Annotated in this window: 19 protein-coding genes; 5 read left to right on the top strand and 14 right to left on the bottom strand. The window is 40.1% G+C overall.

The features are described 5' to 3' along the window. Nucleotides 1–17: 17 nt before the first annotated feature. The 7 genes from FZF08_RS03475 to FZF08_RS03445 all read right to left on the bottom strand — a co-directional run bounded on the left by FZF08_RS03475 (nt 18) and on the right by FZF08_RS03445 (nt 10,107). The gene (locus FZF08_RS03475; protein ID WP_159467203.1) at nt 18–3,122 is read right to left on the bottom strand and encodes an efflux RND transporter permease subunit; all 3,105 of its coding nucleotides are present in this window, start codon (nt 3,120–3,122) and stop codon (nt 18–20) included. Nucleotides 3,123–3,248: 126 nt separating this feature from the next. Beyond that, the gene (locus FZF08_RS03470) at nt 3,249–4,352 is read right to left on the bottom strand and encodes an efflux RND transporter periplasmic adaptor subunit (protein ID WP_159467329.1); all 1,104 of its coding nucleotides are present in this window, start codon (nt 4,350–4,352) and stop codon (nt 3,249–3,251) included. A gap of 72 nt (nt 4,353–4,424) precedes the next feature. Further along, complete coding sequence (locus FZF08_RS03465) at nt 4,425–5,672, bottom strand: TolC family protein (protein ID WP_159467202.1); 1,248 nt, start codon at nt 5,670–5,672, stop codon at nt 4,425–4,427. Between the two features lie 80 nt (nt 5,673–5,752). Continuing rightward, nucleotides 5,753–7,120, bottom strand: a complete 1,368-nt coding sequence (locus tag FZF08_RS03460; RefSeq protein ID WP_159467201.1) for a cell wall metabolism sensor histidine kinase WalK — start codon at nt 7,118–7,120, stop codon at nt 5,753–5,755. 47 nt (nt 7,121–7,167) lie between these two features. Then, a complete protein-coding gene (locus tag FZF08_RS03455) occupies nt 7,168–7,854 on the bottom strand; it encodes a response regulator transcription factor (protein ID WP_159467200.1) in 687 nt (228 codons plus the stop codon). Between the two features lie 75 nt (nt 7,855–7,929). After that, nucleotides 7,930–9,090, bottom strand: coding sequence for a PLP-dependent aspartate aminotransferase family protein (locus FZF08_RS03450; RefSeq protein ID WP_159467199.1), 1,161 nt, complete (start codon nt 9,088–9,090; stop codon nt 7,930–7,932). Between the two features lie 9 nt (nt 9,091–9,099). After that, complete coding sequence (locus FZF08_RS03445) at nt 9,100–10,107, bottom strand: App1 family protein (RefSeq protein ID WP_159467198.1); 1,008 nt, start codon at nt 10,105–10,107, stop codon at nt 9,100–9,102. 46 nt (nt 10,108–10,153) lie between these two features. Here FZF08_RS03445 and FZF08_RS03440 point away from each other — a divergent pair, with 46 nt between their 5' ends. The 3 genes from FZF08_RS03440 to FZF08_RS03430 all read left to right on the top strand — a co-directional run bounded on the left by FZF08_RS03440 (nt 10,154) and on the right by FZF08_RS03430 (nt 13,764). Next, on the top strand, nt 10,154–11,029 hold the full coding sequence (locus tag FZF08_RS03440) for a diacylglycerol kinase family protein (protein ID WP_159467197.1): 876 nt from the start codon (nt 10,154–10,156) through the stop codon (nt 11,027–11,029). Nucleotides 11,030–11,238: 209 nt separating this feature from the next. Beyond that, nucleotides 11,239–12,393, top strand: a complete 1,155-nt coding sequence (locus FZF08_RS03435; RefSeq protein WP_159467196.1) for a S9 family peptidase — start codon at nt 11,239–11,241, stop codon at nt 12,391–12,393. A 39-nt stretch (nt 12,394–12,432) separates the two neighbouring features. Then, complete coding sequence (locus tag FZF08_RS03430; protein WP_159467195.1) at nt 12,433–13,764, top strand: GntP family permease; 1,332 nt, start codon at nt 12,433–12,435, stop codon at nt 13,762–13,764. 508 nt (nt 13,765–14,272) lie between these two features. Here FZF08_RS03430 and sucC read toward each other — a convergent pair. After that, complete coding sequence (gene sucC, locus FZF08_RS03425) at nt 14,273–15,496, bottom strand: ADP-forming succinate--CoA ligase subunit beta (protein WP_159467194.1); 1,224 nt, start codon at nt 15,494–15,496, stop codon at nt 14,273–14,275. Nucleotides 15,497–15,584: 88 nt separating this feature from the next. On the opposite strand from sucC, the gene FZF08_RS03420 reads away from it, so the two are divergent. Beyond that, entirely contained in the window at nt 15,585–16,247 is a 663-nt protein-coding gene (locus tag FZF08_RS03420) for an ABC transporter ATP-binding protein (protein ID WP_159467193.1), read from the top strand. Nucleotides 16,248–16,575: 328 nt separating this feature from the next. Here FZF08_RS03420 and groL read toward each other — a convergent pair whose 3' ends face one another. Together groL and groES are read right to left on the bottom strand one after the other, a co-directional pair. After that, nucleotides 16,576–18,207, bottom strand: coding sequence for a chaperonin GroEL (gene groL / locus FZF08_RS03415; RefSeq protein WP_159467192.1), 1,632 nt, complete (start codon nt 18,205–18,207; stop codon nt 16,576–16,578). A 54-nt stretch (nt 18,208–18,261) separates the two neighbouring features. Further along, nucleotides 18,262–18,558: a co-chaperone GroES gene (gene groES, locus FZF08_RS03410; RefSeq protein ID WP_137338835.1), complete on the bottom strand. Its 297-nt coding sequence runs from the start codon at nt 18,556–18,558 to the stop codon at nt 18,262–18,264. 232 nt (nt 18,559–18,790) lie between these two features. On the opposite strand from groES, the gene FZF08_RS03405 reads away from it, so the two are divergent. Then, nucleotides 18,791–19,498 (top strand): hypothetical protein, encoded by a 708-nt coding sequence (locus FZF08_RS03405; protein ID WP_159467191.1) that lies wholly within the window; start codon nt 18,791–18,793, stop codon nt 19,496–19,498. A 50-nt stretch (nt 19,499–19,548) separates the two neighbouring features. Here the strand turns inward: FZF08_RS03405 and FZF08_RS03400 are convergent, their stop codons facing one another. From FZF08_RS03400 to FZF08_RS03385, 4 genes are all read right to left on the bottom strand, one after another. Then, nucleotides 19,549–20,130, bottom strand: a complete 582-nt coding sequence (locus FZF08_RS03400; RefSeq protein WP_159467190.1) for a TIGR00730 family Rossman fold protein — start codon at nt 20,128–20,130, stop codon at nt 19,549–19,551. Nucleotides 20,131–20,223: 93 nt separating this feature from the next. Further along, complete coding sequence (secG, locus tag FZF08_RS03395) at nt 20,224–20,598, bottom strand: preprotein translocase subunit SecG (RefSeq protein WP_159467189.1); 375 nt, start codon at nt 20,596–20,598, stop codon at nt 20,224–20,226. 53 nt (nt 20,599–20,651) lie between these two features. Next, complete coding sequence (locus FZF08_RS03390) at nt 20,652–21,335, bottom strand: hypothetical protein (protein ID WP_159467188.1); 684 nt, start codon at nt 21,333–21,335, stop codon at nt 20,652–20,654. Nucleotides 21,336–21,400: 65 nt separating this feature from the next. Next, nucleotides 21,401–21,961, bottom strand: a complete 561-nt coding sequence (locus tag FZF08_RS03385) for an LptE family protein (protein ID WP_229216399.1) — start codon at nt 21,959–21,961, stop codon at nt 21,401–21,403. Nucleotides 21,962–21,988: the final 27 nt, after the last annotated feature.

The raw sequence follows: 21,988 nt of genomic DNA, 5'->3' as shown, positions 1-21,988 counted from the left end.
CAGAGTTTATTATAATATCAAGAATGTACCGGCTGTTTCTTTTTATTGAAGAATGCGTAAATGATCGGGAAAATCAACAGCGTTAAAACAGTTGCTGTTATTAATCCTCCGATTACGACAATCGCCAGCGGTTTTTGTGTTTCCGATCCGATACCTGTGGAAGTAGCAGCTGGGAGCAGCCCAATGGCAGCCATGAGTGCGGTCATGACTACCGGCCGGATTCTTGACTTGACACCCTCTCGAATGGCATCGTCAAGAGGCATATGGGCTGCAAGATTTTTATTAAAGACAGAAATCAGAATTACCCCGTTCTGGACGCATAACCCAAAGAGTGCGATAAAACCAACACCTGCTGAAATTCCGAAGTTCATATGTGTCGCATGCAGTGCAAGAATTCCTCCAATCAATGCAAAAGGTACGTTCACCAAAACCAGACCTGCATCCTTTGCATTGCTGAACATGATGAAAAGAAGAATGAAAATACCGATCAAACTGATCGGGACAACTTGTCCTAATCTGGAAGTAGCGCGAACCTGATTTTCAAATTCTCCAACCCATTCAATAGAATAACCTTTTGGCAGGTTAGGCAATTTTTCTCTTACACGTTGCTGCGCTTCTGCAATAGTACCTCCAAGGTCACGGCCACGAACTGAGAATTTCACACCAATAAACCGTTTATTATTATCACGATAAACAAATGCAGGACCGGTAACTTTCCGAATGGACGAAATTTCTTTCAACGGGATTTTGCCACCTGTTAAAGTAGGTACCATCAATTGCTGAATATCCTGCTCATCACGACGATATTGTTGTTGATAACGCAGACGAATATCAAATTTACGTTCACCTTCGTACAGGATTGACGCTGTTTTTCCACCAATTGCCATTTCAATAACCGCCTGAACATCAGCTGTACTTACACCATATTGTGCCATTTTGTGATCCTGCAAAATTACGCTGATCTCCGGCTGACCAATGTTACGGATAAGTCCCAGGTCTTTGATACCATCCACATCCCGAACAGCGTCCATGGACAGGTTTGCATATTTTTCAAGTTCTTCAAGATTTGGACCAAATATCTTAATACCGTTACTTGCCTTGTATCCAGCCACAGCTTCTGCTACGTTATCAACAATCGGCTGTGAGTAATTGTACAAAACACCCGGATAAACGCTTAGCAATTTGTTCATTTCATCAGTAAGCTGCTCATTCGTGATTTTACGTTTCCATTCTTTCTTTGGCACCAAATCCACCTGGAACTGGCAGAAATAAAATCCGTTCGGGTCAGTACCGTCATTGGAACGGCCAACCTGAGAAAGTACCTGTTTCACTTCTTTAAAAGTGGCCAGATCTTTCCGGATATCACTTGCCATTTTCACACTTTCAGGCAGCGACATACTCATTGGCAATTCGGCAGTAACCCAAAGTGCACCTTCATTCAGCTGTGGCAAAAACTCGGTTCCAAGCCATGTTGAAGAGAAAAGAGAAACACTTAAAAATACGGTAGCGAATATAAAACTGATCTTTTTATGTCCAAAACACCAGTTGAAACCTCCCATGACGATTTTGTCAAAGAAGTTAACGATCGGGTTATTTTTTTCACGAACGTTTTTATTCAACAAGAAAGAACACAAAACCGGAACCAGCGTAAGTGTATAAAACAAAGCGCCAAGCAAGGCAAAACCTAAGGTAAATGCCAGAGGGCTAAACATTTTACCTTCCACTTTCTGGAAACTGAAAATAGGTAGCAGTGCGGTAATGATAATCAGTTTTGAGAAAAATATAGCTTTTCCCATTTCACCACCCGTCTTTTTGATCAGTCCGAGTTTGGAAAGTTTATTATACCGATCCATTCCGTTTTTGTGGGCAAGATGATCCAGGGCTACAAATATTCCCTCGACCATCACCACGGCCCCATCAATGATAATTCCGAAGTCAATCGCCCCCATCGATAGTAAGTTGGCAGACATCCCTTTCAGTTTCAAACAAGTAAACGCAAATAGAAGCGCCAGCGGAATAATGATGGAAACGATGATCGTCGTCCGCCAGTCTGCCATGAATAGAAATACGATAACTGTTACGAAAACAATTCCTTCAACAAGGTTATGTTTTACCGTATCAGCACAAAATTCAATCAGATTGTCACGGTCATAAAAAGTGACCATTTTAACATCCGGTGGCAATATCTTCGTATTCAACTCACCGATTTTCTCCTTGATTCTTGCCAATACTTCACTTGGGTTTTCTCCCTTGCGCTGTACCACAATACCTTCAACAACGTCATCATTTTTGCCCAAACCGACCTGCCCAACACGGGGCAAATCCGATTCTTTTACATCAGCTACGTTTTTTACAAGGATCGGATAATCTTTTACATATTCTACAATAATGTTTTCAATATCCTGTGTTGATTCCAGTAATCCTATTCCTCGTACAACATAGGCTTGGCCATTTTTTTCAATTACATCACCACCAACATTTACGTTACTTTTTGTAACAGCTTGATAGACTTCCAACGGCGTAATATTGTATTTAACCAGTTTTGTAGGATTTACCTGAACTTCATAAATCTTTTCACGGCCACCGAAAGCAACCACATCGGCTACACCCGGAACGCTACGCAACTGACGGTCGATTACCCAGTTTTGAAGGGTCAACAACTCACGGCTGTCGCGGTCTTTACTTTCAAGAGAATATCTGAAAATTTCTCCTGTTGGTCCGTATGGAGGCTGAACTTCCGGCTCAACACCATCTGGTAATGAAACAGTTCTTAGCTGATTATTGACTTGTTGACGGGCGAAAAAATCTTCCACATCGTCATCGAAAATAATTTTGATAACAGACAAACCAAACATCGTTACACTTCGGACATTGGCTTTCCGCTGAACCGAGTTCATGGCAATTTCGATGGGCTGTGTAACAAACCGTTCAATTTCTTCTGCACTCCGGCCATGCCACTGTGAAACGATAATGATCTGCGTATTGGTAATATCCGGAAATGCTTCCAAAGGCGTACTTCTGTAACTGACCACGCCGGCCACGATCATAAGGCCCGTCAGGAAGAAGATGAAAAACCGGTTTTTGAGAGAGAAACCTACGATTCCCCGAATGAATTTATTCATTAAAAATTCAATTTTGAATGAGAGAATATTGAATGATAGAATGATAGGCCGGGTCTCCGGTGCGATGAATGATAGAATGGGCAAACATTCACTCATTCTATCATTCAATCATTCTATCATTTTTTTTTAATCATTAATTGCGTTATACACAAGCAGCTGGTTTTTGGAAATGACTTGTTCGCCGTCTTTTAGTCCGCTTTTGATGTAAGCTCGGTTTGTTAAAGTCCGGTAAACTTCAACTGCGCGCGCTTCAATTTTGCTGCGGCTATGGAAAACCAATACCCAGTTTTTACTACGGTCGAAAATGATGGATTGAGATGGAATGGCGGTCATTCTATCGGATTCTTCAAAATTCAAATTCACCGTTGCGTGCATTTCCGGTTTCAATTTGTAACCAATATTATTCAGCTGAATTCTTATCTGCATTGCCTTTGTTTCAGGGTCAAGCACGTTATAGATTTTATCAACCTTGCCTTTGAAAGTTTCGTCCGGGAAACTGATCGTATGTACGTCGGCGGTCATGCCAACCTTGATACGAGGGATATCGCTTTCATTTACATTCGCCAAAACCCACACATCTGCAATTTGTCCGACTGTAAATAGAGCTTCCGAATTATCAGAACGCAGCTGCATTCCGCGGTTTACATTTTTGGAAATAATGAAACCATTGATAGGAGATTTTACCGTATAATTTGTCGATTTACTCAAACCATAGATTGAAAAAATCTCTTTCATTCGGCTCACTTCGGCCTGCGCTTTGTCAACCATTTGTCTAGCTGTGATGGCATCTCTTTCAGGAACCAGTTTGCTTTCGTACAAATCTTCTGTTGAGGAAAGATTTTTTTGCGCAATTAATAAATCCGATTGGGCCTGAATCATCTGACGCTCAAAATCTGCTACTTCTCCTGAACGGATTGTTGCCAGTTTCTGGCCTTTACGTACATTATCTCCTAATTCAACATTTACATCTTCCACATTTCCACCCACCAGAGGGAAAACTTTAATAACCTGATTTTCATCAGGAACTACTTTCCCAACCAGTGTCAATTCATTACGAACGGTTTCTGTTTTAACAGTATCCAATGTGATGCGGCTCATCATGGTATCCGACAACATAAACGCTTTTGATTCTTCCTGTTTTTCTGTTTCCTTGGTACAAGATGATAACCATAAACTGACGAAAGCCAGCGAAAACAGGTATACTAAACTTTTACCCGCCGATGGTCTCATTCCGTAAAATAGTTGATCTAAATGCTTTGTTTCAGCTTTCATTCGTATGTTATAAGAATTTAATTCGTTTGATTAATTAAAAAGCTCTTCACCAACCACAAAATTTAACTCTTCATAAACCTTGATCCGGTCAGCTTGCAGGCGGTTGAACTCCTTGATGCTCTCGTTATAGGTTTCAATGAAGTCGATAAATTCCAGAAGCGTGATATTCCGTTTCTGGAAGTTGTCATAAAACCCTTTGCTCAATAATTCAAATTGGTCGGTAAAATGATTTTCTACGCCTTTGTAAGCTTTTTCAGCTACGACAACTTTTTGTAAAGCGGCGTCAACTTCATTATTAATAACGTTTTGCTTGGCAGCTTCCGCAGTTTTGAAATAACTGATATTACTTTTTGCAGCACGGATATTTCCCTGGTTTCTGTTAAAGAAGGGCAAATCCATTGAAAGGGAAAGTCCGAAATAATTACTTACATAATTGCTCGACTGGTCATACACTGCGCCAACCTGAATGTCCGGAACAGCCAGTGCTCTTTGCAAAGTGTAATTCAATTCAGCTTGTTTTGTTGAAGATTCCACCACTTTTAAGTCGGCCCGACTTTGTAAAGCCCTGTCTTTCAAAATGGCCAGATTATAATTTTTAAGCTGATATCTGGTGATGTCAGTACTGTCAACAACCGGTTTTACCGGATTTTCAGAATTTAATAAAGTGCGCAGGTCGCGCTGATTTTCTGAAAGTTCAAAAAGAATATTAGCGCGGTCATTTGTAAGCTGAAACAGAAGTGCTTTCAGGCGGACAACTTCTTTCAGCGATATATTTTTCCGGTTGTATTCTTTTTCAAAAGCAGTAACAGTTGTATTTAATGTCGCGATCTGATTATCATAAAGTGCAATTGTCTGGCTGAGATAATAGGTTTCAAAAAACATCTCCCGAAGCTCGAATTTCAGAGTACGGATAAGATCGTAAAACTGAAATTCGCTTTTTCTGGTAGATTCTACATCTAGCGCGACACGTTTATTTCTTTTCCCTGCACGCGTAATAAGCTGCTGAATTGTTACCGCCTTTTGTCCCTGACGGCCAACATCAAATGCGCCACGCGAACGGTTGTAAGCACTCAACTCCAATGAAAGTGTAGGGTTAGCCCAGAGCTTGTCCTGTATTTCCAGAGATTTAGAAATATCGATCTGATATTTTTCTGCTAAGATGTCGAGGTTTTTTTGTAAAAAAATACTGTCCGCTTGTCGGATTGTAAGCCGGAGAGTATCCTGGGCTCGTAAACTGATGGTAAAGAAAAGTAAGAGTACGGTGACGTAAGTTCGCATAATTCCATTTTAGAAAGATGCGATATTCGTCACTGGGTATTACAGGAGGCTTAGAATAACCTTAGAAAAAAATTAGAATGCTAAACGTGCTTTAAACTGACCTGGAATTCGCTCCCTTTTCCGAGCTCGCTAGTCACTTTTATGGTGCCGTGGTGAAGATCGATAATGCGCTGACAAATAGAAAGTCCGATACCAAAACCCGGAACTTCGCTCGTGTGAGATGATCGGTAAAATGGGTCAAAGAGATAGGGTAGGTCGTCCGGACTAATTCCAATTCCTTCATCAGTGATTTTTACAAAACAATCGGTTTCATTGGTACCAATCAAGACCCGCGCTGTGTGGTTGGACGAATATTTGCATGCATTATCAATCAGGTTTAGAAGTACCCGCTTCAATAATTCTTCATTCCCATCGATAATCGTATCATTTTCGTTTTCGGGTATTGAAATATAATCGATAAGAATATTATAATTTGGAAAAGAGGAAAGTATTTCCTCTTTAGCCAAAAAAGCAATGTCTTCAATTCTGACCGAAGTTGACTTCATATTGCCCATGTTTTCTATGGAACGGGCTAAAAAAAGCAAATTATTGGTAATGCTGATCAGGCGCTCGGTATCTGAGAATAAATTTGCAAAAACCTCTTCCAGTTCAGGATTGTTTTTTGTAAAACGCTGGCCGAGCTGTATCTCTGATTTTAGTGCCGCCAAAGGTGTTCTTAATTCGTGGGAAGCGTGGGATACGAAACTTTTCTGTTGTTCAAAAGCCTTATTCAGCCGGTCAAGTACGGTGTTGAAATTTATAGCAAGCTGTGCAATTTCATCTTTCCGGTTTCCTTCATCCAGCTTTTGCGCGAGATTATGCGCGGTAATCTGGGAAACCTGCTCGTTAATCAAACTAATGGGTTTCAGAGAATTGCTTGCAAAATAGATCCCGAGCGCAATGGTTAACCCGATGCCACCGATAAGCCCCCAAGCCAGGATTTGTAAAAGATTATCAAGCTTACTACGTCCGAATTTATCAAAAGCTGACGCTAATACCACCAAGGGTTCGTCGCCTTCCTGATAAAGTAAACCAATGGTTTCGCTATCCTCCTGAAAAAATTCCATTTCCTTGTTTGCCCTTACTTCATTAAGTAGTTCGGAATGATAAGTGATCAGTTTGTCATCGACGCTGGAATACACCAATTCATCTTTGGAATTGAAAATCAATACTTTTTCATCAAGCATTTCCGTAAGTGTATTTTTATCAATAATCTTAAGAAGATCCTTGTCAATTCCTTTTACATTTACCAAAAGCCGGCAGGTTGTTTGTGCTTTGCTCTTTAACCGGTCATAGAATTCTTCCTGTCGGTAACGTGCTGATAAACTGTAAATTGCTGCTGAAAAAAGCAGTAATATTACGGCTACCATTAATGTAAATTGCAGGGCGATCCGGTCTTTTATTTTCACTGATTATAATTTCAAAGCGTGGTAAAGGAAATTCTTTGTTAAACCGCTCATTCTTCTTTCATAATATATCCCAAACCTGGCCTTGTATGGATCAGTTTTGTATCAAAATTTTTGTCAATTTTCTTACGCAAATAGTTAATATAAACTTCGACAACATTGGTGCCCGGATCAAAATTCAGATGCCAGACATGTTCTGCCAGATCCATTTTTGAAACAACACGCCCCCTGTGTAAGAGAAAATATTCAAGTAATGCAAACTCTTTTGCAGTCAGCTCAATGGATTTTCCTGCGCGGATTACTTCCTTTGTCCCAATGTTTAATTCCAGATCCGCTATGCGTAAGGTCTGGTTTTCTGTTTCCGGATTATTCAGTTCTGAAACCCGTAAAGCGGCGTTGATACGGGCCATAAGTTCTCTGAAATCAAAAGGTTTTACGATATAATCATTAGCACCTCTATTTAATCCTTCCACTTTATCCTCAATTTCACCATAAGCTGTGAGCATGATGATTGGAAGGGAGGGTTTGTAAACACGGATTTGCTGGCAAACATCATATCCTTTTAATCCCGGAAGATTAACATCAAGCAAAATAAGATCAAATTTTTTACTTAAAGCCAGATTTTTACCTGTAATACCATCGTATGCAATTTCCGCTTCAAAATTTTCAGCATGTAATCCGCGGTAAATATTTTGGGCAATACGCCTGTCGTCTTCGACAATGAGTATGGTTTTCATTTAGTATCAGGTAATTTCATAATTGAGCAGTAAGTTACGCGTAATATCGATTTTCCAACAATCTTGGATTTTAAATTACAGCACTTCCAAAGCTTGTTCAAAGTCTTTGATAAGATAGTCAGGGTCTTCAAAACCAATATAAATTCTCACCAAACGATGATGTTCATTGTTTGCATCGAAAAGTTCAGGCGCCAGTGCAGCAGCCTGCGGCATAATAAGCGACTCATGCCCGCCCCAGGAAACGGCTACCAAAAAATGTTTCAATGAATAAGTAAAGAGCTCGATTCGAGCAATTGAATCCGCTTTCAATAAAATTGTAAAAAGTCCGCAGGCGCCGGACATTTGTCTGTGTGCAAGTTCAAGTTGCGGGAAATCTTCATCAAAGGGAAAGATGATACGTTCAATTTTTGGATGATTTTTGAGGTAAGCTATTACTTTTTGTGTGGATTTGGAAATATGTTCGAGTCTCATGGGAAGCGTTCTCAAACCACGTAAAATCAGCCAGGCGTTAAACGGGGAAATTCCGGATCCTGTATTTAACAATTGTTCGTTGAAAATTCTCTTTAGCATTTCTTTTGAACCCGTAAGCACACCGGCTAATACATCACTATGGCCGCCGAGATATTTAGTGCCGGATTGCAGACTGAGATCAATTCCCAAAGCATGTGGTTTTTGATAAAGCGGTGTGCAGTAACTATTGTCGACAATTGTGATGATCCCGCGACTTTTGGCAAGGGCGGCAACGGCTCTCAGATCTTGTAATTCAAAAGTCAGCGTATTCGGGGTTTCAAGATAAATAACGGCAGTTTCGGGACGAAGTGCGTTTTCGAAATTTTCAATTTTCGTACCGTCAATATAAGTTGTTTGTACACCGAAACGCGGAAGAATATTATCAAATAATCTTGTCGCCCAGCTATACGGTTTTTGAACAGAAACAATGTGATCGCCCGACTTGATATTAGCCATCACAGAACAATAAATGGCCGATGCACCGCTGTTAAAAACCAAAGCATCTTCGGCTCCGTCCAGTGCCGCCAGTTTTTTACTTAGAATATCAATCGTAGGATTATTTCCGCGGGAATAAAGAAAATTTGAATCTTCGTTGGCAAAGGCATTTCTTAACTCTTCAAAAGTATCGAATACAAAATTACTGGTCTGGACGATTGGAGGTGCCACGGCATTAAAATACTGGCTGCGGTCTTCACCAAGTTCATTCAGAATATAAGAGATGTCCATTATTTGAATTTATTTATTTTCCGTGGGTTGTCTGAACACAATTCCGGTTTCAATAGAATGAATGATAGCTTTATTACTATGCGAAAAATAGCTTGTATCAATATTCATTTCCTGTATTCTTTTTAAAAGTATTGTGACCTCGGATTTACTTCTTTTACGCGTTTGGCGAATATAAACAGCCCGGATATTGGGCGCATATATGGCACATATTTCCGCATATATTTCGGGATCTTTCTGCGAATCATCACCTAGTAAAATAAATTGTAACTCCGGGTAAAATTCGATAATATTCTGGATTTTTCGAAATTTATGCCCGTGTGAGCCTGCGCCGGTCATGATAAAATCATCAAGTCCCGATTTAATTTTTTTAAGTTTAAGGATCGCCTTTGGCAATCCGTTAAGCTCGGCAAACCGGACGATCATATCGTACAAATTCCACTCGCTGCTCGAAACGTAAAAGAATACATTATTTTGCTGTTGGGGATTTGTACGGCTCGCGAAGGACAAAAGCTGATAATGTTTCACCACGTCGTCAAAAGGTTTGCGGGCCTGGACATTTTTTGCAAGCAGCACAAATAATTTTTTGAAAGACCGCCTGCTATGGGATATCAGAAACGTATCATCAATATCAGAAATAATGCCATAAGAGCTTTCATAGGGAAGAAAAAACTCTTCATGCCTGGTAGCCTGGTACTTATGTTTCCCTATCTCATCGTCCACACTTACTTCGTAAGGATGCCAGCCTCCTTCCATAGGTTCATGAAAAGGTACCTGAAAGCGGAAATATCCATCTTCTTCTGCCCGCGTTTCTGCTACTACCGAACCCACGCGCAAAACTACACGTAAATTTGGTATGGTTTTTAATGAAAATAACTGGATGATTGTACGTGCATACCTAAAACCGGTGCGGGTATATTTGTGATCGCCTTCGGGATATTTTTCTACGATATGGCCAAAAACAACTATTTCCTTTTTATTTGCATAGCCTCTGTATAGTTTTAAGTCGCATCGTTTCATATTATTACCAGATCCTTATTCACTTGAAGTGCCTAAATTAGAGAATATGTTTTCAGAACGAAAAGTTTTGTTGGTTGTCAACCCAATATCCGGGGATAAGGATAAACAGGAAATTCTTTCCAAAGTTACCGCCAGAGCGGAGGAGGATGGTTATGTTTTAAGTATTTTTTCAACAACCGGCACGGATGATTTAATTCAGATAAGGGAACTGGTAAAAAACCTATGCCCCAGCCGTATTTTAGTAGCCGGAGGTGACGGCACTATATCGATGGTTGCGGAAGCAGTTCAGGGGTTAGATGTAATATTTGGTATTATTCCGGCGGGTTCGGCTAATGGGCTATCGGCAGATTTTGGACTTCCGGTTTCCATTGATGAATCAATTGAAGTGGCTTTTGGTGAAAATTCTGTCCACATTGATGCGGTAAAAATTAATGAAGATATCAGCCTTCACCTGAGCGATATAGGCCTAAACGCACTTTTGGTGAAAAATTATGAAAGCGGAGACACAAGAGGAAAACTGGGTTATGCGCTGGAAATGTTCAAAACATTGAATGAACATGAAAACTTTCAGGTAAGAATTACTACGACCCAGGGTATCATTGAAACTGAGGCACTTGTTGTGATCATAGCGAATGCAAAAAAATATGGGACTGGGATCACTATAAATCCATTTGGCGACATGTCGGACGGAAAGTTTGAACTGGTTATAGCGAAAAAAATTGATTTCATTGAAACAGCCAAATTCCTGACCGGAAATACAGAATTTAACCATGATGTAATGGAAATTATTTCGGTTGAAAAAGCAAAAATTGAATGTATTGACAGAGAAGTTTATTTTCAGGTTGATGGTGAATACAAAGGTGAAGTCAGAGAATTAAATGCTGAAATACTGAAAGGTTTTGTGCGGATCGCGATTCCTTAATGGCGGTTGGCGGTCAGCTTTCGGCTTTCAATCGTTGATGGAGAATTTATCCACCACGTTTATATTTTTATTGGAGGGTTTCTTCCTTATTGGATTTGACAGCCGTCGCCCGATTGCCGAAAGCTTAAAATTCATTTTTGAATTTTAAGCAGTAGTCCAAACTGGTTTCGTGTCTTTTCAGGTTATTGCATCATCTGTAATTCCTGAAAATGAAAACCTTAACATCGATCTTACTTACGACGGCAATTTATTTGTCGATAAATTCTTTTGCTCAAAAAGCAGAACTGTGCCAGGGAGCCTATTTCACTGAGGCAGAAGGAAAAGCATTTTTGGATAGTCATGTACCAGCTTCTAAATTGGCCTGGGAAACAAGAGCTCAAAAAATCAAGGCACAAATTCGTGCAGGTATGGAATTGGAAACGATTCCAGCCAAGCCAAAATCTACACCGATTATTCATAGTAAGCGTACAATGGATGGTTATACCATCGAAAATGTTGCGTTTGAAAGTCTGCCTGGTGTTTACGTGACGGGAAACCTATATCGGCCGATTAAAAAACAAAAATCATACGCCGGAATCCTTTGTCCGCATGGGCATGGAGAAAATCCGCACGGACGCTTCCGTGAACAAACTCAGAAACGTTGCGCAACTTTGGCGCGTATGGGTGCTGTTGTTTTTGTACTGGATATGGTCGGACAAGGTGATGCGAAACAAACAGAACATAAGTTTTCCAAAGCTTTAAAACTTAACACCATTGATAATATTCGTGCGCTGGACTTTTTGATTTCACAGCCAGGTGTTGATCCTGAACGTATCGGAGTGACCGGTGAGTCGGGTGGGGGAACGCAGACCTTTTTATTAGCAGCTCTGGATCCGCGTGTAAAAGTTTCTGCGCCGACGGTCATGGTTTCGGCACATTTCTTCGGAGGATGCGTTTGTGAAAGTGGTATGCCGATCCACAAAAAAGGAGATTTTCAAACAAATAATGTTGAAATAGCTGCTCTTACGGCGCCAAGACCAATGCTGTTAACTTCTGACGGTGGCGACTGGACCAAAAATACGCCGGAAGTAGAGTTCCCTTTTATTCAGAATATTTATTCGCTTTATGGCAAAAATAGTGAAGTTGAAAATGTTCATTTGGCTGAGGAAAAACATGATTATGGCCCAAGCAAGCGGAAGGCGATGTATATTTTCATGACAAAACATTTAAATCTCGACATTAAGGCGGTTTCTGATGCGCAGGGAAATATTGATGAAAATCCGTCAAAAGTATTGGATCAAAAAGATTTGGAAGTTTTTAATGCCGCACATCCACGGCCGGCTAATGCTGTGATGGGTGATGAAGCTGTTTTGAAACTTTTGTAATTAATCTCTTCGGAATTACGGAATCTGCTTTTTAAAAATATGATCATTGTTATCGTTTTGCTTGCCATTGTTTTTATAGTTTTAAGTTCAACAGTATTAAAAATGCATCCGCTGGCAGGATTACTTATTGCTGCGTTAGGTGTAGGGATTTTTGCAGGATTACCGATCGATAAATTGGCCGAAACCATTGGAAAAGGTTTTGGTGAGCTGATGTCCAAAATCGGTCTGATGGTTATTTTGGGCTGCGTAATTGGTGCAATTCTGGATCAGTCCGGCGCCGCTATTAAAGTAGCCGATGTAATTTTAAAATTGTTTGGAGAAAAACGTCCGGCGTTTGCGATGTCTGTAATCGGTGCTATCGTTGGGATACCCGTTTTTTGTGATTCCGGTTATATCATTTTGCACAAACTCAATCAGATTGTCGCTAAGAGGACAAACAAACCATTAGCTGTTATTTCGCTTTCTCTTTCTGGTGGACTTTTTGCAACGCATACCTTAGTTCCGCCAACGCCGGGGCCACTTTCTGCTGCCGGAAATCTGGGCATTGCAGATTCTGTTGGTTTGGTTATTTTGATTGGTTTAATCGTATCTATTCCAAGTCTTTTCCTGTCGACCTGGTTTGCTGCGAAATATGCGAAAAATGTAAAAATAATAGAAGCAATAAATCCGAAACTAACTGAAATTGAAAACAGGAAATTGCCAGCCGCCTGGAAAGCCTTCATGCCGATTTTACTTCCAATATTATTAATCACACTGGCATCTTTTGCGAAGATTTTACATTTCCCCGAAAATGTGATGCGTTGGACAAGCTTTTTTGGCAGTCCGCTGGTTTCATTTTTATTAGCTATCTTTTTCAGTTATTCTCTTTTTCCGGAAAAAGCAGCTGAGAAAATGATTTCCTGTTTCAAAAGTGGAATCGAACATTGTGGGACTACGCTCGTTTTAGTAGGTGCCGGAGGTGCTTTTGGTGCAGTTTTAAAAGAAACGCCCTTGAAAGAAATGGTAAGCGAATGGCTGACAAGAAATGAAATGTCAGGTATTTTTCTTTTGATCATTACCTTTTTGATTGCCGCATTTTTCAAAACTGCACAAGGTTCTACGACTTCCGCTATGGTTTTGACGACCAGTATCATTGCACCTCTTTTAGCCACACTTGGATTTGTTACTCCGCTGCAAATTACATTATTGGTAATGGCAACGGGTAGCGGGGCTATGATCGTGTCGCATACGAACGACGCCTGGTTTTGGGTAGTTTCGCAGTTTACAGGAATCTCGGCGAAAGATACTTACCGGACGCATACCATTTTAACAGGATTACAAGGTGTTGTCAGTTTTTTGACTACGTTGGTTTTGTATTTGATATTGGTTTGAAAAGCGGATTTTGAAGAAGTGATATTTCGGTGCGCCGCACCTTGATTTTTCGGGAATTACGATTGTTTTTCTACAAATATTTTGGTGCTCTGCACCTTTGATTTTTGGGGAATCGCGATTGATTATCTACAAATATTTCGGTGCGCCGCACCTTTGGTTTTCGGAGGATTGTGATTGTCTATCTACAAACATTTCGGTGCGCTGCACCTTTGATTTTTGGGGAATCGCGATTGATTATCTACAAATATTTCAGTGCGCTGCACCTTTGGTTTTCGGGAATTACGATTGTTTTTCTACAAATATTTTGTTGCTCTGCACCTTTTAAATAATTATAATTCATTCGAAAAAGGTGCGGAGCACCAAAATATTTGTAGAGACCACAATTGACTGGCTATCGGAAAGGTGCAGAGCACCGTAATATTTTTATACTACAATTTAATACATCTCAATAAAACCAAAAAAAAGGACGACCTCACGATCGTCCTTTTTCAATAGTATTCGAAAAGAATTAAACTCCTAATTGAGCCAAAACTTCTGAAACTTTCGCAGCAGCTTCTTTAAATTCAATCGCAGACTGAACTTTCAAACCTGATTCGTTAATAATACGTGCTCCTTCTTCAGCATTTGTTCCTTGCAGACGAACGATGATTGGAACAGGAATTTCGCCGATTGCTTTGTAAGCCTCAACAACACCTGCCGCAACACGGTCGCAACGAACGATACCACCAAAGATATTGATAAGGATAGCCTTAACGTTAGGATCTTTAAGAATGATACGGAAACCTGCTTCTACGGTACGTGCGTTAGCTCCACCCCCAACATCCAGAAAGTTAGCCGGCTCACCGCCTGAAAGCTTGATAAGGTCCATTGTTGCCATTGCAAGTCCCGCACCGTTTACCATACAACCTACGTTTCCGTCCAGTTTTACATAGTTCAGGTTGTTAGCGCCTGCTTCTACTTCCAAAGGATCTTCTTCGTTGGTATCACGCATTTCAGCAAGTTCCGGGTGACGGTACAAAGCGTTGTCATCCAGATCCACTTTTGCATCAACTGCAAGAATTTTATTATCAGATGTTTTTAAAACCGGGTTGATTTCAAACATCGCTGCATCGCTCTCAATGTACGCTTTGTAAAGAGAACCGATAAATTTCACCATTTCTTTGAAAGCATCGCCTTCCAAACCAAGAGCAAAAGCAACTTTACGCGCCTGGAAAGGTTGTAATCCAACTTTTGGATCAATCCATTCTTTCATGATTTTTTCAGGAGAATTATCAGCAACCTCCTCGATATCCATACCACCTTCTGTACTTGCCATGATGACATTACAGTTTCTACCTCTGTCAAGCAGAATAGACAGATAGTATTCTTTCGGCTCACTGATTCCCGGATAGTAAACATCCTCAGCAATCAGAACTTTGTTAACTCGTTTGCCTTCAACGCCAGTCTGGTGCGTAACAAGTACTTTTCCCAGAATGTTATTTGCTATTGTACGGACATCTTCAACAGATTTTGCCAAAGCAACACCGCGTTGTTCGCTGCCAACAATTCTGCCTTTACCACGCCCACCCGCGTGAATTTGTGATTTAACCACATACCATTTGGTACCTGTCTGCTGGCTAATCTCACGGGCGACTTCCACCGCCTTGTCGGGGGTGTCGGCAACAAGTCCTTCCTGAATACGTACGCCGTATTTTTTAAGGATACTTTTGCCTTGATATTCGTGAATATTCATGAGTATAAAAGTAAATTGGTATTTTCACGGCAAATTAAGGAATTAATCAAAACGGGGGTAGCTTTTTCCCTAATTATCTTTTCATAATATGAATTTACTTCGGGCAAAAGGAATAAAGCGCACATATGGCGCCTTGCAGGTTCTAAAAGGAATAGATATTGAGGTTAATAGTGGAGAAGTTGTTGCAATCGTCGGTGCATCGGGTGCGGGGAAAAGTACATTGCTGCATATACTGGGAACGCTGGACCGGCCGGATGAGGGCCAGGTATTTATTGGTAATACCAACGTTTCTTCTTTGGGAGATAAAGATCTGGCTAAATTCAGGAACGAGGAGATTGGTTTTATCTTCCAGTTCCATAATCTGCTGGCCGAATTTACTGCTTTGGAAAATGCCTGCATGCCTGGATACATTAATGCAGGGCTTAGTGAAAAGGAAATAAAGAAAAGAGGAGAGGAGCTTTTGGGCTTGTTAGGCTTGTCGGACCGGATGAATCATTTGCCTTCCCAACTTTCAGGTGGAGAACAACAAAGAGTGGCCGTAGCGCGTGCTTTGCTGAATAAGCCAGCAATCGTCTTGGCAGACGAACCGAGCGGAAATCTTGATTCGCAAAATGCATTGGAGCTTCATCAGTTGTTTTTTAAATTGAGAGATGAACTTGGTCATACATTTATCATAGTCACTCATAATGAGGATTTAGCAGAAATGGCAGACAGGAGGATTGTTATGCAGGATGGAAAAATGTTAGTATAAAATACAGATAAGTAAACAAATTGTTAATTTTTTTTGTTTTAAATGTGACTTCGCTGCTATGACCGTGTCATAATGGCGAAGTTTTTCATAACGTTGAGTAAAGTAAATAGCCGTTCGGATTTTCCGGACGGCCATTTTTTTTATTTATAGGGTAATAAAAAAATAATATAAAATATTTTCAATTGTATTGTGACTTACTTAAAACCAGCGCGTCTAATATTTAAATTTCCTTAGGGTTGGAGATTTTCATAACGTTGAGTAAAGCAAACAGCCGTCAGGAATTTCCGGACGGCTGTTTTTTTGCCTAATTTATATGTCTAGGGGACGATTACATCATTCCACCCATTCCACCGCCGTGTCCGCCACCCATTGGTGCAGCACTTTCTTCCGGATCGTCAGCAATTACACATTCTGTTGTTAACAACAAACCTGCGATAGACGCTGCGTTTTCCAAAGCAAGACGGGAAACTTTCTTAGGATCGATGATACCAGCTTCTAACAAGTCTGTATAAACATTGTCTTTAGCATTGTAACCATAAGCACCAGTTCCTTCTTTCACTTTTGCAACAACAACAGATGGTTCCTGACCAGAGTTAGAAACGATTGTTCTCAATGGAGCTTCAAGCGCTACACGGATGATGTTGATACCTGTGTTTTCGTCGTCGTTGTTTCCAACAAGTCCGTCAAGAGCAGCAGTTGCGCGGATATAAGCAACACCACCACCAGCTACTATACCTTCTTCAACAGCAGCACGAGTTGCGTGCAATGCATCGTCAACACGGTCTTTTTTCTCTTTCATTTCAACTTCTGTCACTGCACCAATATACAAGATGGCAACACCACCTGACAATTTAGCAAGACGTTCCTGAAGTTTTTCACGATCGTAATCAGATGTAGTATTTTCGATCTGAGCTTTGATCTGGTTAACACGGCTCTGGATATCTTCAGAGTTACCTGCACCATTAACCAAAGTTGTGTTGTCTTTGTCGATAATTGCTTTTTCGCAAGTACCAAGGTAATCCAAAGTAACGCTTTCCAATTTGAAACCGCGTTCTTCTGAAATTACAGTACCACCTGTGATGATAGCGATGTCTTCAAGCATAGCTTTACGACGGTCACCAAAACCAGGAGCTTTAACAGCAGCAACTTTCAAAGCGCCACGGATTTTGTTCACTACCAAGGTAGCCAACGCTTCTCCGTCAACATCTTCTGCCAAAATAAGCAAAGGACGACCTGTTTGAGCAACTGCTTCAAGTACTGGAAGAAGTTCTTTCATTGAAGAAACTTTCTTCTCAGAGATAAGAATGAATGGACGCTCAAGATCAGCTTCCATTTTCTCAGTGTTTGTAACGAAATATGGAGAAAGATATCCACGGTCAAACTGCATACCTTCAACAGTTTTAACTTCTGTTTCGGTACCACGCGCTTCTTCAACAGTGATAACACCTTCTTTACCTACTTTTTCCATCGCTTCGGCAATCATATTACCGATTTCTTCGTCATGATTAGCTGAAATAGTAGCAACCTGAGCGATTTCTTTTGAAGTAGAGATATCTTTTTTCTGAGCTTCAAGATTTTTAACAACAGCCGAAACCGCTTTTTCGATACCGCGTTTCAAATCCATTGGGTTAGCACCAGCAGCTACGTTTTTCACTCCGATAGAGTAAATAGCCTGAGCCAATACTGTTGCAGTTGTAGTACCATCACCCGCTGAATCAGCAGTTTTAGAAGCTACTTCTTTAACCAATTGAGCACCCATGTTTTCGAAAGGATCTTTCAAATCGATTTCTTTCGCAACCGTTACACCATCTTTTGTGATGCTAGGTGAACCGAATTTTTTGTCAATAACTACGTTACGGCCACGAGGTCCCAAAGTTACCTTTACGGCGTCAGCCAAAGTATCAACACCCTTTTTTATTTTATCGCGGGCTTCAATGTCAAAAAATATTTTCTTAGCCATTTTAAATTTTTATTTTATTTTTTAAGATTTTAAAATACCGATGGTGTCAGATGACTAGCCAATGATAGCATAGATATCTGATTCACGCATAATAAGACAATCTTTGCCTTCATATGCCAATTCAGTACCTGAATATTTTCCGTATAATACGGTGTCTCCTACTTTAACAGTCATAGGCTCATCTTTTTTGCCTGGTCCAACTGCTACTACTGTACCGCGTTGTGGTTTTTCTTTTGCAGTATCAGGAATAATGATACCAAATGCTGTTTTTTCTTCGGCTGGGGCTGGTTCTACAAGAACACGATCAGCCAGAGGTTGTACGTTCACTTGTATTTCTGCTAAAGTTGACATAGATATTAAACGTTTATTTTTATGTTGTCAGTATTGATATGACTTGCAACCTTAAAGCACAATCTATGCCAGCCCGTTTCCTCTGACATTTTTTCAGGGGCTGTATGACAATTTTGTATGTAAACCTGCTTCAATATGAATTTTATAATAATATATATGTCAGGGAAATACATTCGTTTGGTATATCGTCAGAAATGCCTAAATTTTAGCAGGCATCAAAACGGCGAATACAATGACGAAGCTTCATAATGATTGGTTGACGGAAGGTATTTTTGATTTTGAATACAAAAAATATGTGCTGATGGCATACCTTCAGCATATCGACGGTGAATTTAACTCCAATCGTCTTTATCCCTATTTACAGGAACTGAAATTGCACCTGGATTCCTGCCAGAATTTGCAGGCAAATAAAAGCGCGATTCAGGATTCTTTTCCTAAAAAGTTAAAAGGAATGGATTTATCCGCTGCAAAACTGGTGTATGAAGATACGTTGCATGACGATGTATACCTCTCTCAGTTAAACTATATCCTTGATTTCGCTATTCCCAGATTTTCAAAATCGATGGAAGAGGGCTCAGATCGGTTTTCGGAAGTTGGAGAAAATATAAAAATTTCACCGGTAGGTATAGTTCCGCTTCGTACCGAGGAAGGTTATCTTTTTTTTCTGAATAATTATGAAAGAATGATTACCATTTTCAGGTATGAGCTTGCACTTTATAATCAAATGCGGGAAAGAAGCCTGAAAACGGTTTACGTGGATTCTGTGCGGACCAGTATCGGAACTACTTTGGAGCAGATAAAAATTGACCTGACTAGGAAATTCCAGGCCTGGCCAAATCCTGCAACTTATATGATTGAGTCAAAATACGATTATCCTTTGGAAGAAACTTTGCTGCCCGTTGTTCAGCGACTTATCGTGAAGCAAATGAATGTAGCCTGATAAGATTGCCGTCGGCTGTCGGCAATCAAACTTTATCTTTGAAAATATTATTATGTCGTTTTTTTAGAAATCCATTTTCCAACTTCCGGTGCTGTATATTCACTCATTTTGGTTAACAGCTCCTCAATGTTATCACTTACCAAAAGCATTTCCTGATTTACAGGTTTAAGAAAACCTTTATCGACCATTGCCTGGATTAAGATTTTCAGCGAATCGTAAAATCCATCAATATTTAATATTGCGATGGGTTTTTTATGAAGACCAAGTTGTCCCCAGGTTAGCATTTCAAAAAATTCTTCGAGTGTACCAAAACCTCCCGGCAAAGCAATAACACCGTCACACAATTCATTCATTTTGGTTTTTCTTTCATGCATGGTTTCAACCAGGATCAATTCCGTTAATCCGGCATGTGCAATTTCTTTGGATTGAAGGAAATGCGGCAAAACACCGATTGCTTTTCCTCCTTCATCCAAAACGCCATCTGCGACTGCACCCATCAGGCCAACATTTGCACCGCCATATACCAGCTCAATTCCATTTTTTGCCAAAGCTCTGCCCAGTGCAGTCGCCTGTTTTTTATAAATAGAATCGGTGCCAAAGCTTGATCCGCAAAATACTGTAATCCTTTTCATCAGATTTATTCTGAACTGATTATAAAAAAATGCAGCTAATAAAGACAAATCAATCTGTCAATATTAGCTGCACGTAAAAACGTTACTTTTTTATTATTTTGTTGTATCAACAGGCGCCGCTGGCGTAGTTGCCGCAGGAGCTGTTGAAGCAGGAGCTGTTGGCAATTTTGCGCCAGGCACTACTGTGTTTTGTGCTTTATCAATATTTACACTGTTAATCCCGCCCGCATCCGAAGCGCCGCCGCTTGCGATAACGTAAGATGCCAATGAAATAACAATGATTCCTGCTGCTAATCCCCAAGTGATTTGTTCAAGCAAATCAGTGGTTTTTTTTACACCGAACATTTGTGCAGTACCTGCGCCACTAAATTCGCTGGAAAGACCTCCTCCTTTTGAATTTTGAACCAATACCACCAGAATCAATAATACTGCGACGATCGCAACCAGAATAATCAAACCCAAATACATGCCTTATATATAATATAGAATGAATGAATACGAAATTAAAAAGTAAGTAGTAATTAAGATCGGCTGTGGATCAGTTCACTTAATTTTTTCGCAAAGTAATCCTTTTTTTCTGGTTTTTTCAAAATCAATTTTTGATATATGTCAATTGCCTTATCTGTTTTGCCCTGACGGACCAGAATTTTAGCAAATGCTTCTGTCTCAATTCCTCCCCCGAAAGATTCAGAAGAATTTGATTGTGCCACTCTTCCGGTAAGATCCAAAGCCAGCGGTTCTGCATTCATATCCTGCTTTATCGCTCCCATTCGGGGATTGTTTTTGATAAAACCTTCAATAATCTGTTGTTGTTTTTTTTGTAATTCTGATATACTTGATACCGGATTTGCTTTTATTTCTTTGGTTTCCAATACTTCAAGAATATCTTCACTTACCGTTGCCGGTAATTCTTCTGTTAACACATCAACATTGTCATATGATATTTCGGAATCCTTTGATTTATATTTTCCTTCCACAAGTTGCTGAAGTGCAATTCTGCTCAAAGCATAAGCCGCAGCCCGTGGCGTTTTATCATTCAATTGATCTGAATCCGGTTGAACCGATGCCTTGGCCAGCAGAGAATAGGAGATCTGACAATACGGGAAAGCCTTGATCGTAGCTTCAAGATTGGGAATTACCGACACGTCGAGGTCGTTGGGATATTTTACCAGGCGACTAAACGTTTCCTTATCAACGATTGCCATTAAACCGTAATGTTTTGATTTTGAAAAATAATAAAAATAAATTTAGAACAAATACTGGCAACTTTTTACCAGTCCGCCGCAGATTTATTGAAAATTTGCTGAACAAGGTTTTCCCGGATCGTTGGTAATAATCTCGACTCATTCTGGTTAAGCGTTTGATCCTGAGGGAAATCGGCGTAATAGGTAAAAGACTGGTCAAAGTTTTTGGTCTCATCTTTTGCATTTGTAAACCTTACCTGTACCGTCACATTCAAGCGGTTAAGTCCAGCCTGGTCATTAGCAGTTGGTGCTGCTGCCAAAACATCATAACCGGTGATGGTTCCTTCAATAAGAAGATCTCCTCCGTTTTGCTGTAAAGTTAAACTCGTATTTTTTTGAAAATACTCTTTAACCTGTTCCGTTAATTTTTGAGGCAGATCCGACGGTCCCCCGGCAGTTGCCATATTAAAGTTAATAATTGTAAAGGTCTTAATATCCGGCGATAAACTGGTTCCCGTGAAGGAATAAACCCCACAGCTGGAAACCAGAAAGGAAACGTTTAAAATGAAAAACAGCGACATCAATCTCTTGGTAGCGAGAGAGGATGTGCTTATTTTTTTCAATACTATTTTTCCTGAAAAATTCATTTTTGACATTTCAATTTTTATAACACA

Source organism: Dyadobacter sp. 3J3 (assembly GCF_009801115.1).
Classification (GTDB): Bacteria; Bacteroidota; Bacteroidia; order Cytophagales; family Spirosomataceae; genus Dyadobacter.
Note: the sequence above shows the minus strand (reverse complement) of the source record. Positions and strands in the feature narration are given on the sequence as shown.

Excerpts from the sequence above, each read along its gene's own strand:
- FZF08_RS03475 (WP_159467203.1), bottom strand. The coding sequence starts at position 3,122 with ATGAATAAATTCATTCGGGGAATCGTAGGTTTCTCTCTCAAAAACCGG.
- FZF08_RS03470 (WP_159467329.1), bottom strand. The coding sequence starts at position 4,352 with ATGAGACCATCGGCGGGTAAAAGTTTAGTATACCTGTTTTCGCTGGCT.
- FZF08_RS03465 (WP_159467202.1), bottom strand. The coding sequence starts at position 5,672 with ATGCGAACTTACGTCACCGTACTCTTACTTTTCTTTACCATCAGTTTA.
- FZF08_RS03455 (WP_159467200.1), bottom strand. The coding sequence starts at position 7,854 with ATGAAAACCATACTCATTGTCGAAGACGACAGGCGTATTGCCCAAAAT.
- FZF08_RS03450 (WP_159467199.1), bottom strand. The coding sequence starts at position 9,090 with ATGGACATCTCTTATATTCTGAATGAACTTGGTGAAGACCGCAGCCAG.
- FZF08_RS03445 (WP_159467198.1), bottom strand. The coding sequence starts at position 10,107 with ATGAAACGATGCGACTTAAAACTATACAGAGGCTATGCAAATAAAAAG.
- FZF08_RS03440 (WP_159467197.1), top strand. The coding sequence starts at position 10,154 with ATGTTTTCAGAACGAAAAGTTTTGTTGGTTGTCAACCCAATATCCGGG.
- FZF08_RS03435 (WP_159467196.1), top strand. The coding sequence starts at position 11,239 with ATGAAAACCTTAACATCGATCTTACTTACGACGGCAATTTATTTGTCG.
- FZF08_RS03430 (WP_159467195.1), top strand. The coding sequence starts at position 12,433 with ATGATCATTGTTATCGTTTTGCTTGCCATTGTTTTTATAGTTTTAAGT.
- sucC (WP_159467194.1), bottom strand. The coding sequence starts at position 15,496 with ATGAATATTCACGAATATCAAGGCAAAAGTATCCTTAAAAAATACGGC.
- FZF08_RS03420 (WP_159467193.1), top strand. The coding sequence starts at position 15,585 with ATGAATTTACTTCGGGCAAAAGGAATAAAGCGCACATATGGCGCCTTG.
- groL (WP_159467192.1), bottom strand. The coding sequence starts at position 18,207 with ATGGCTAAGAAAATATTTTTTGACATTGAAGCCCGCGATAAAATAAAA.
- groES (WP_137338835.1), bottom strand. The coding sequence starts at position 18,558 with ATGTCAACTTTAGCAGAAATACAAGTGAACGTACAACCTCTGGCTGAT.
- FZF08_RS03405 (WP_159467191.1), top strand. The coding sequence starts at position 18,791 with ATGACGAAGCTTCATAATGATTGGTTGACGGAAGGTATTTTTGATTTT.
- FZF08_RS03400 (WP_159467190.1), bottom strand. The coding sequence starts at position 20,130 with ATGAAAAGGATTACAGTATTTTGCGGATCAAGCTTTGGCACCGATTCT.
- secG (WP_159467189.1), bottom strand. The coding sequence starts at position 20,598 with ATGTATTTGGGTTTGATTATTCTGGTTGCGATCGTCGCAGTATTATTG.
- FZF08_RS03390 (WP_159467188.1), bottom strand. The coding sequence starts at position 21,335 with ATGGCAATCGTTGATAAGGAAACGTTTAGTCGCCTGGTAAAATATCCC.
- FZF08_RS03385 (WP_229216399.1), bottom strand. The coding sequence starts at position 21,961 with ATGAATTTTTCAGGAAAAATAGTATTGAAAAAAATAAGCACATCCTCT.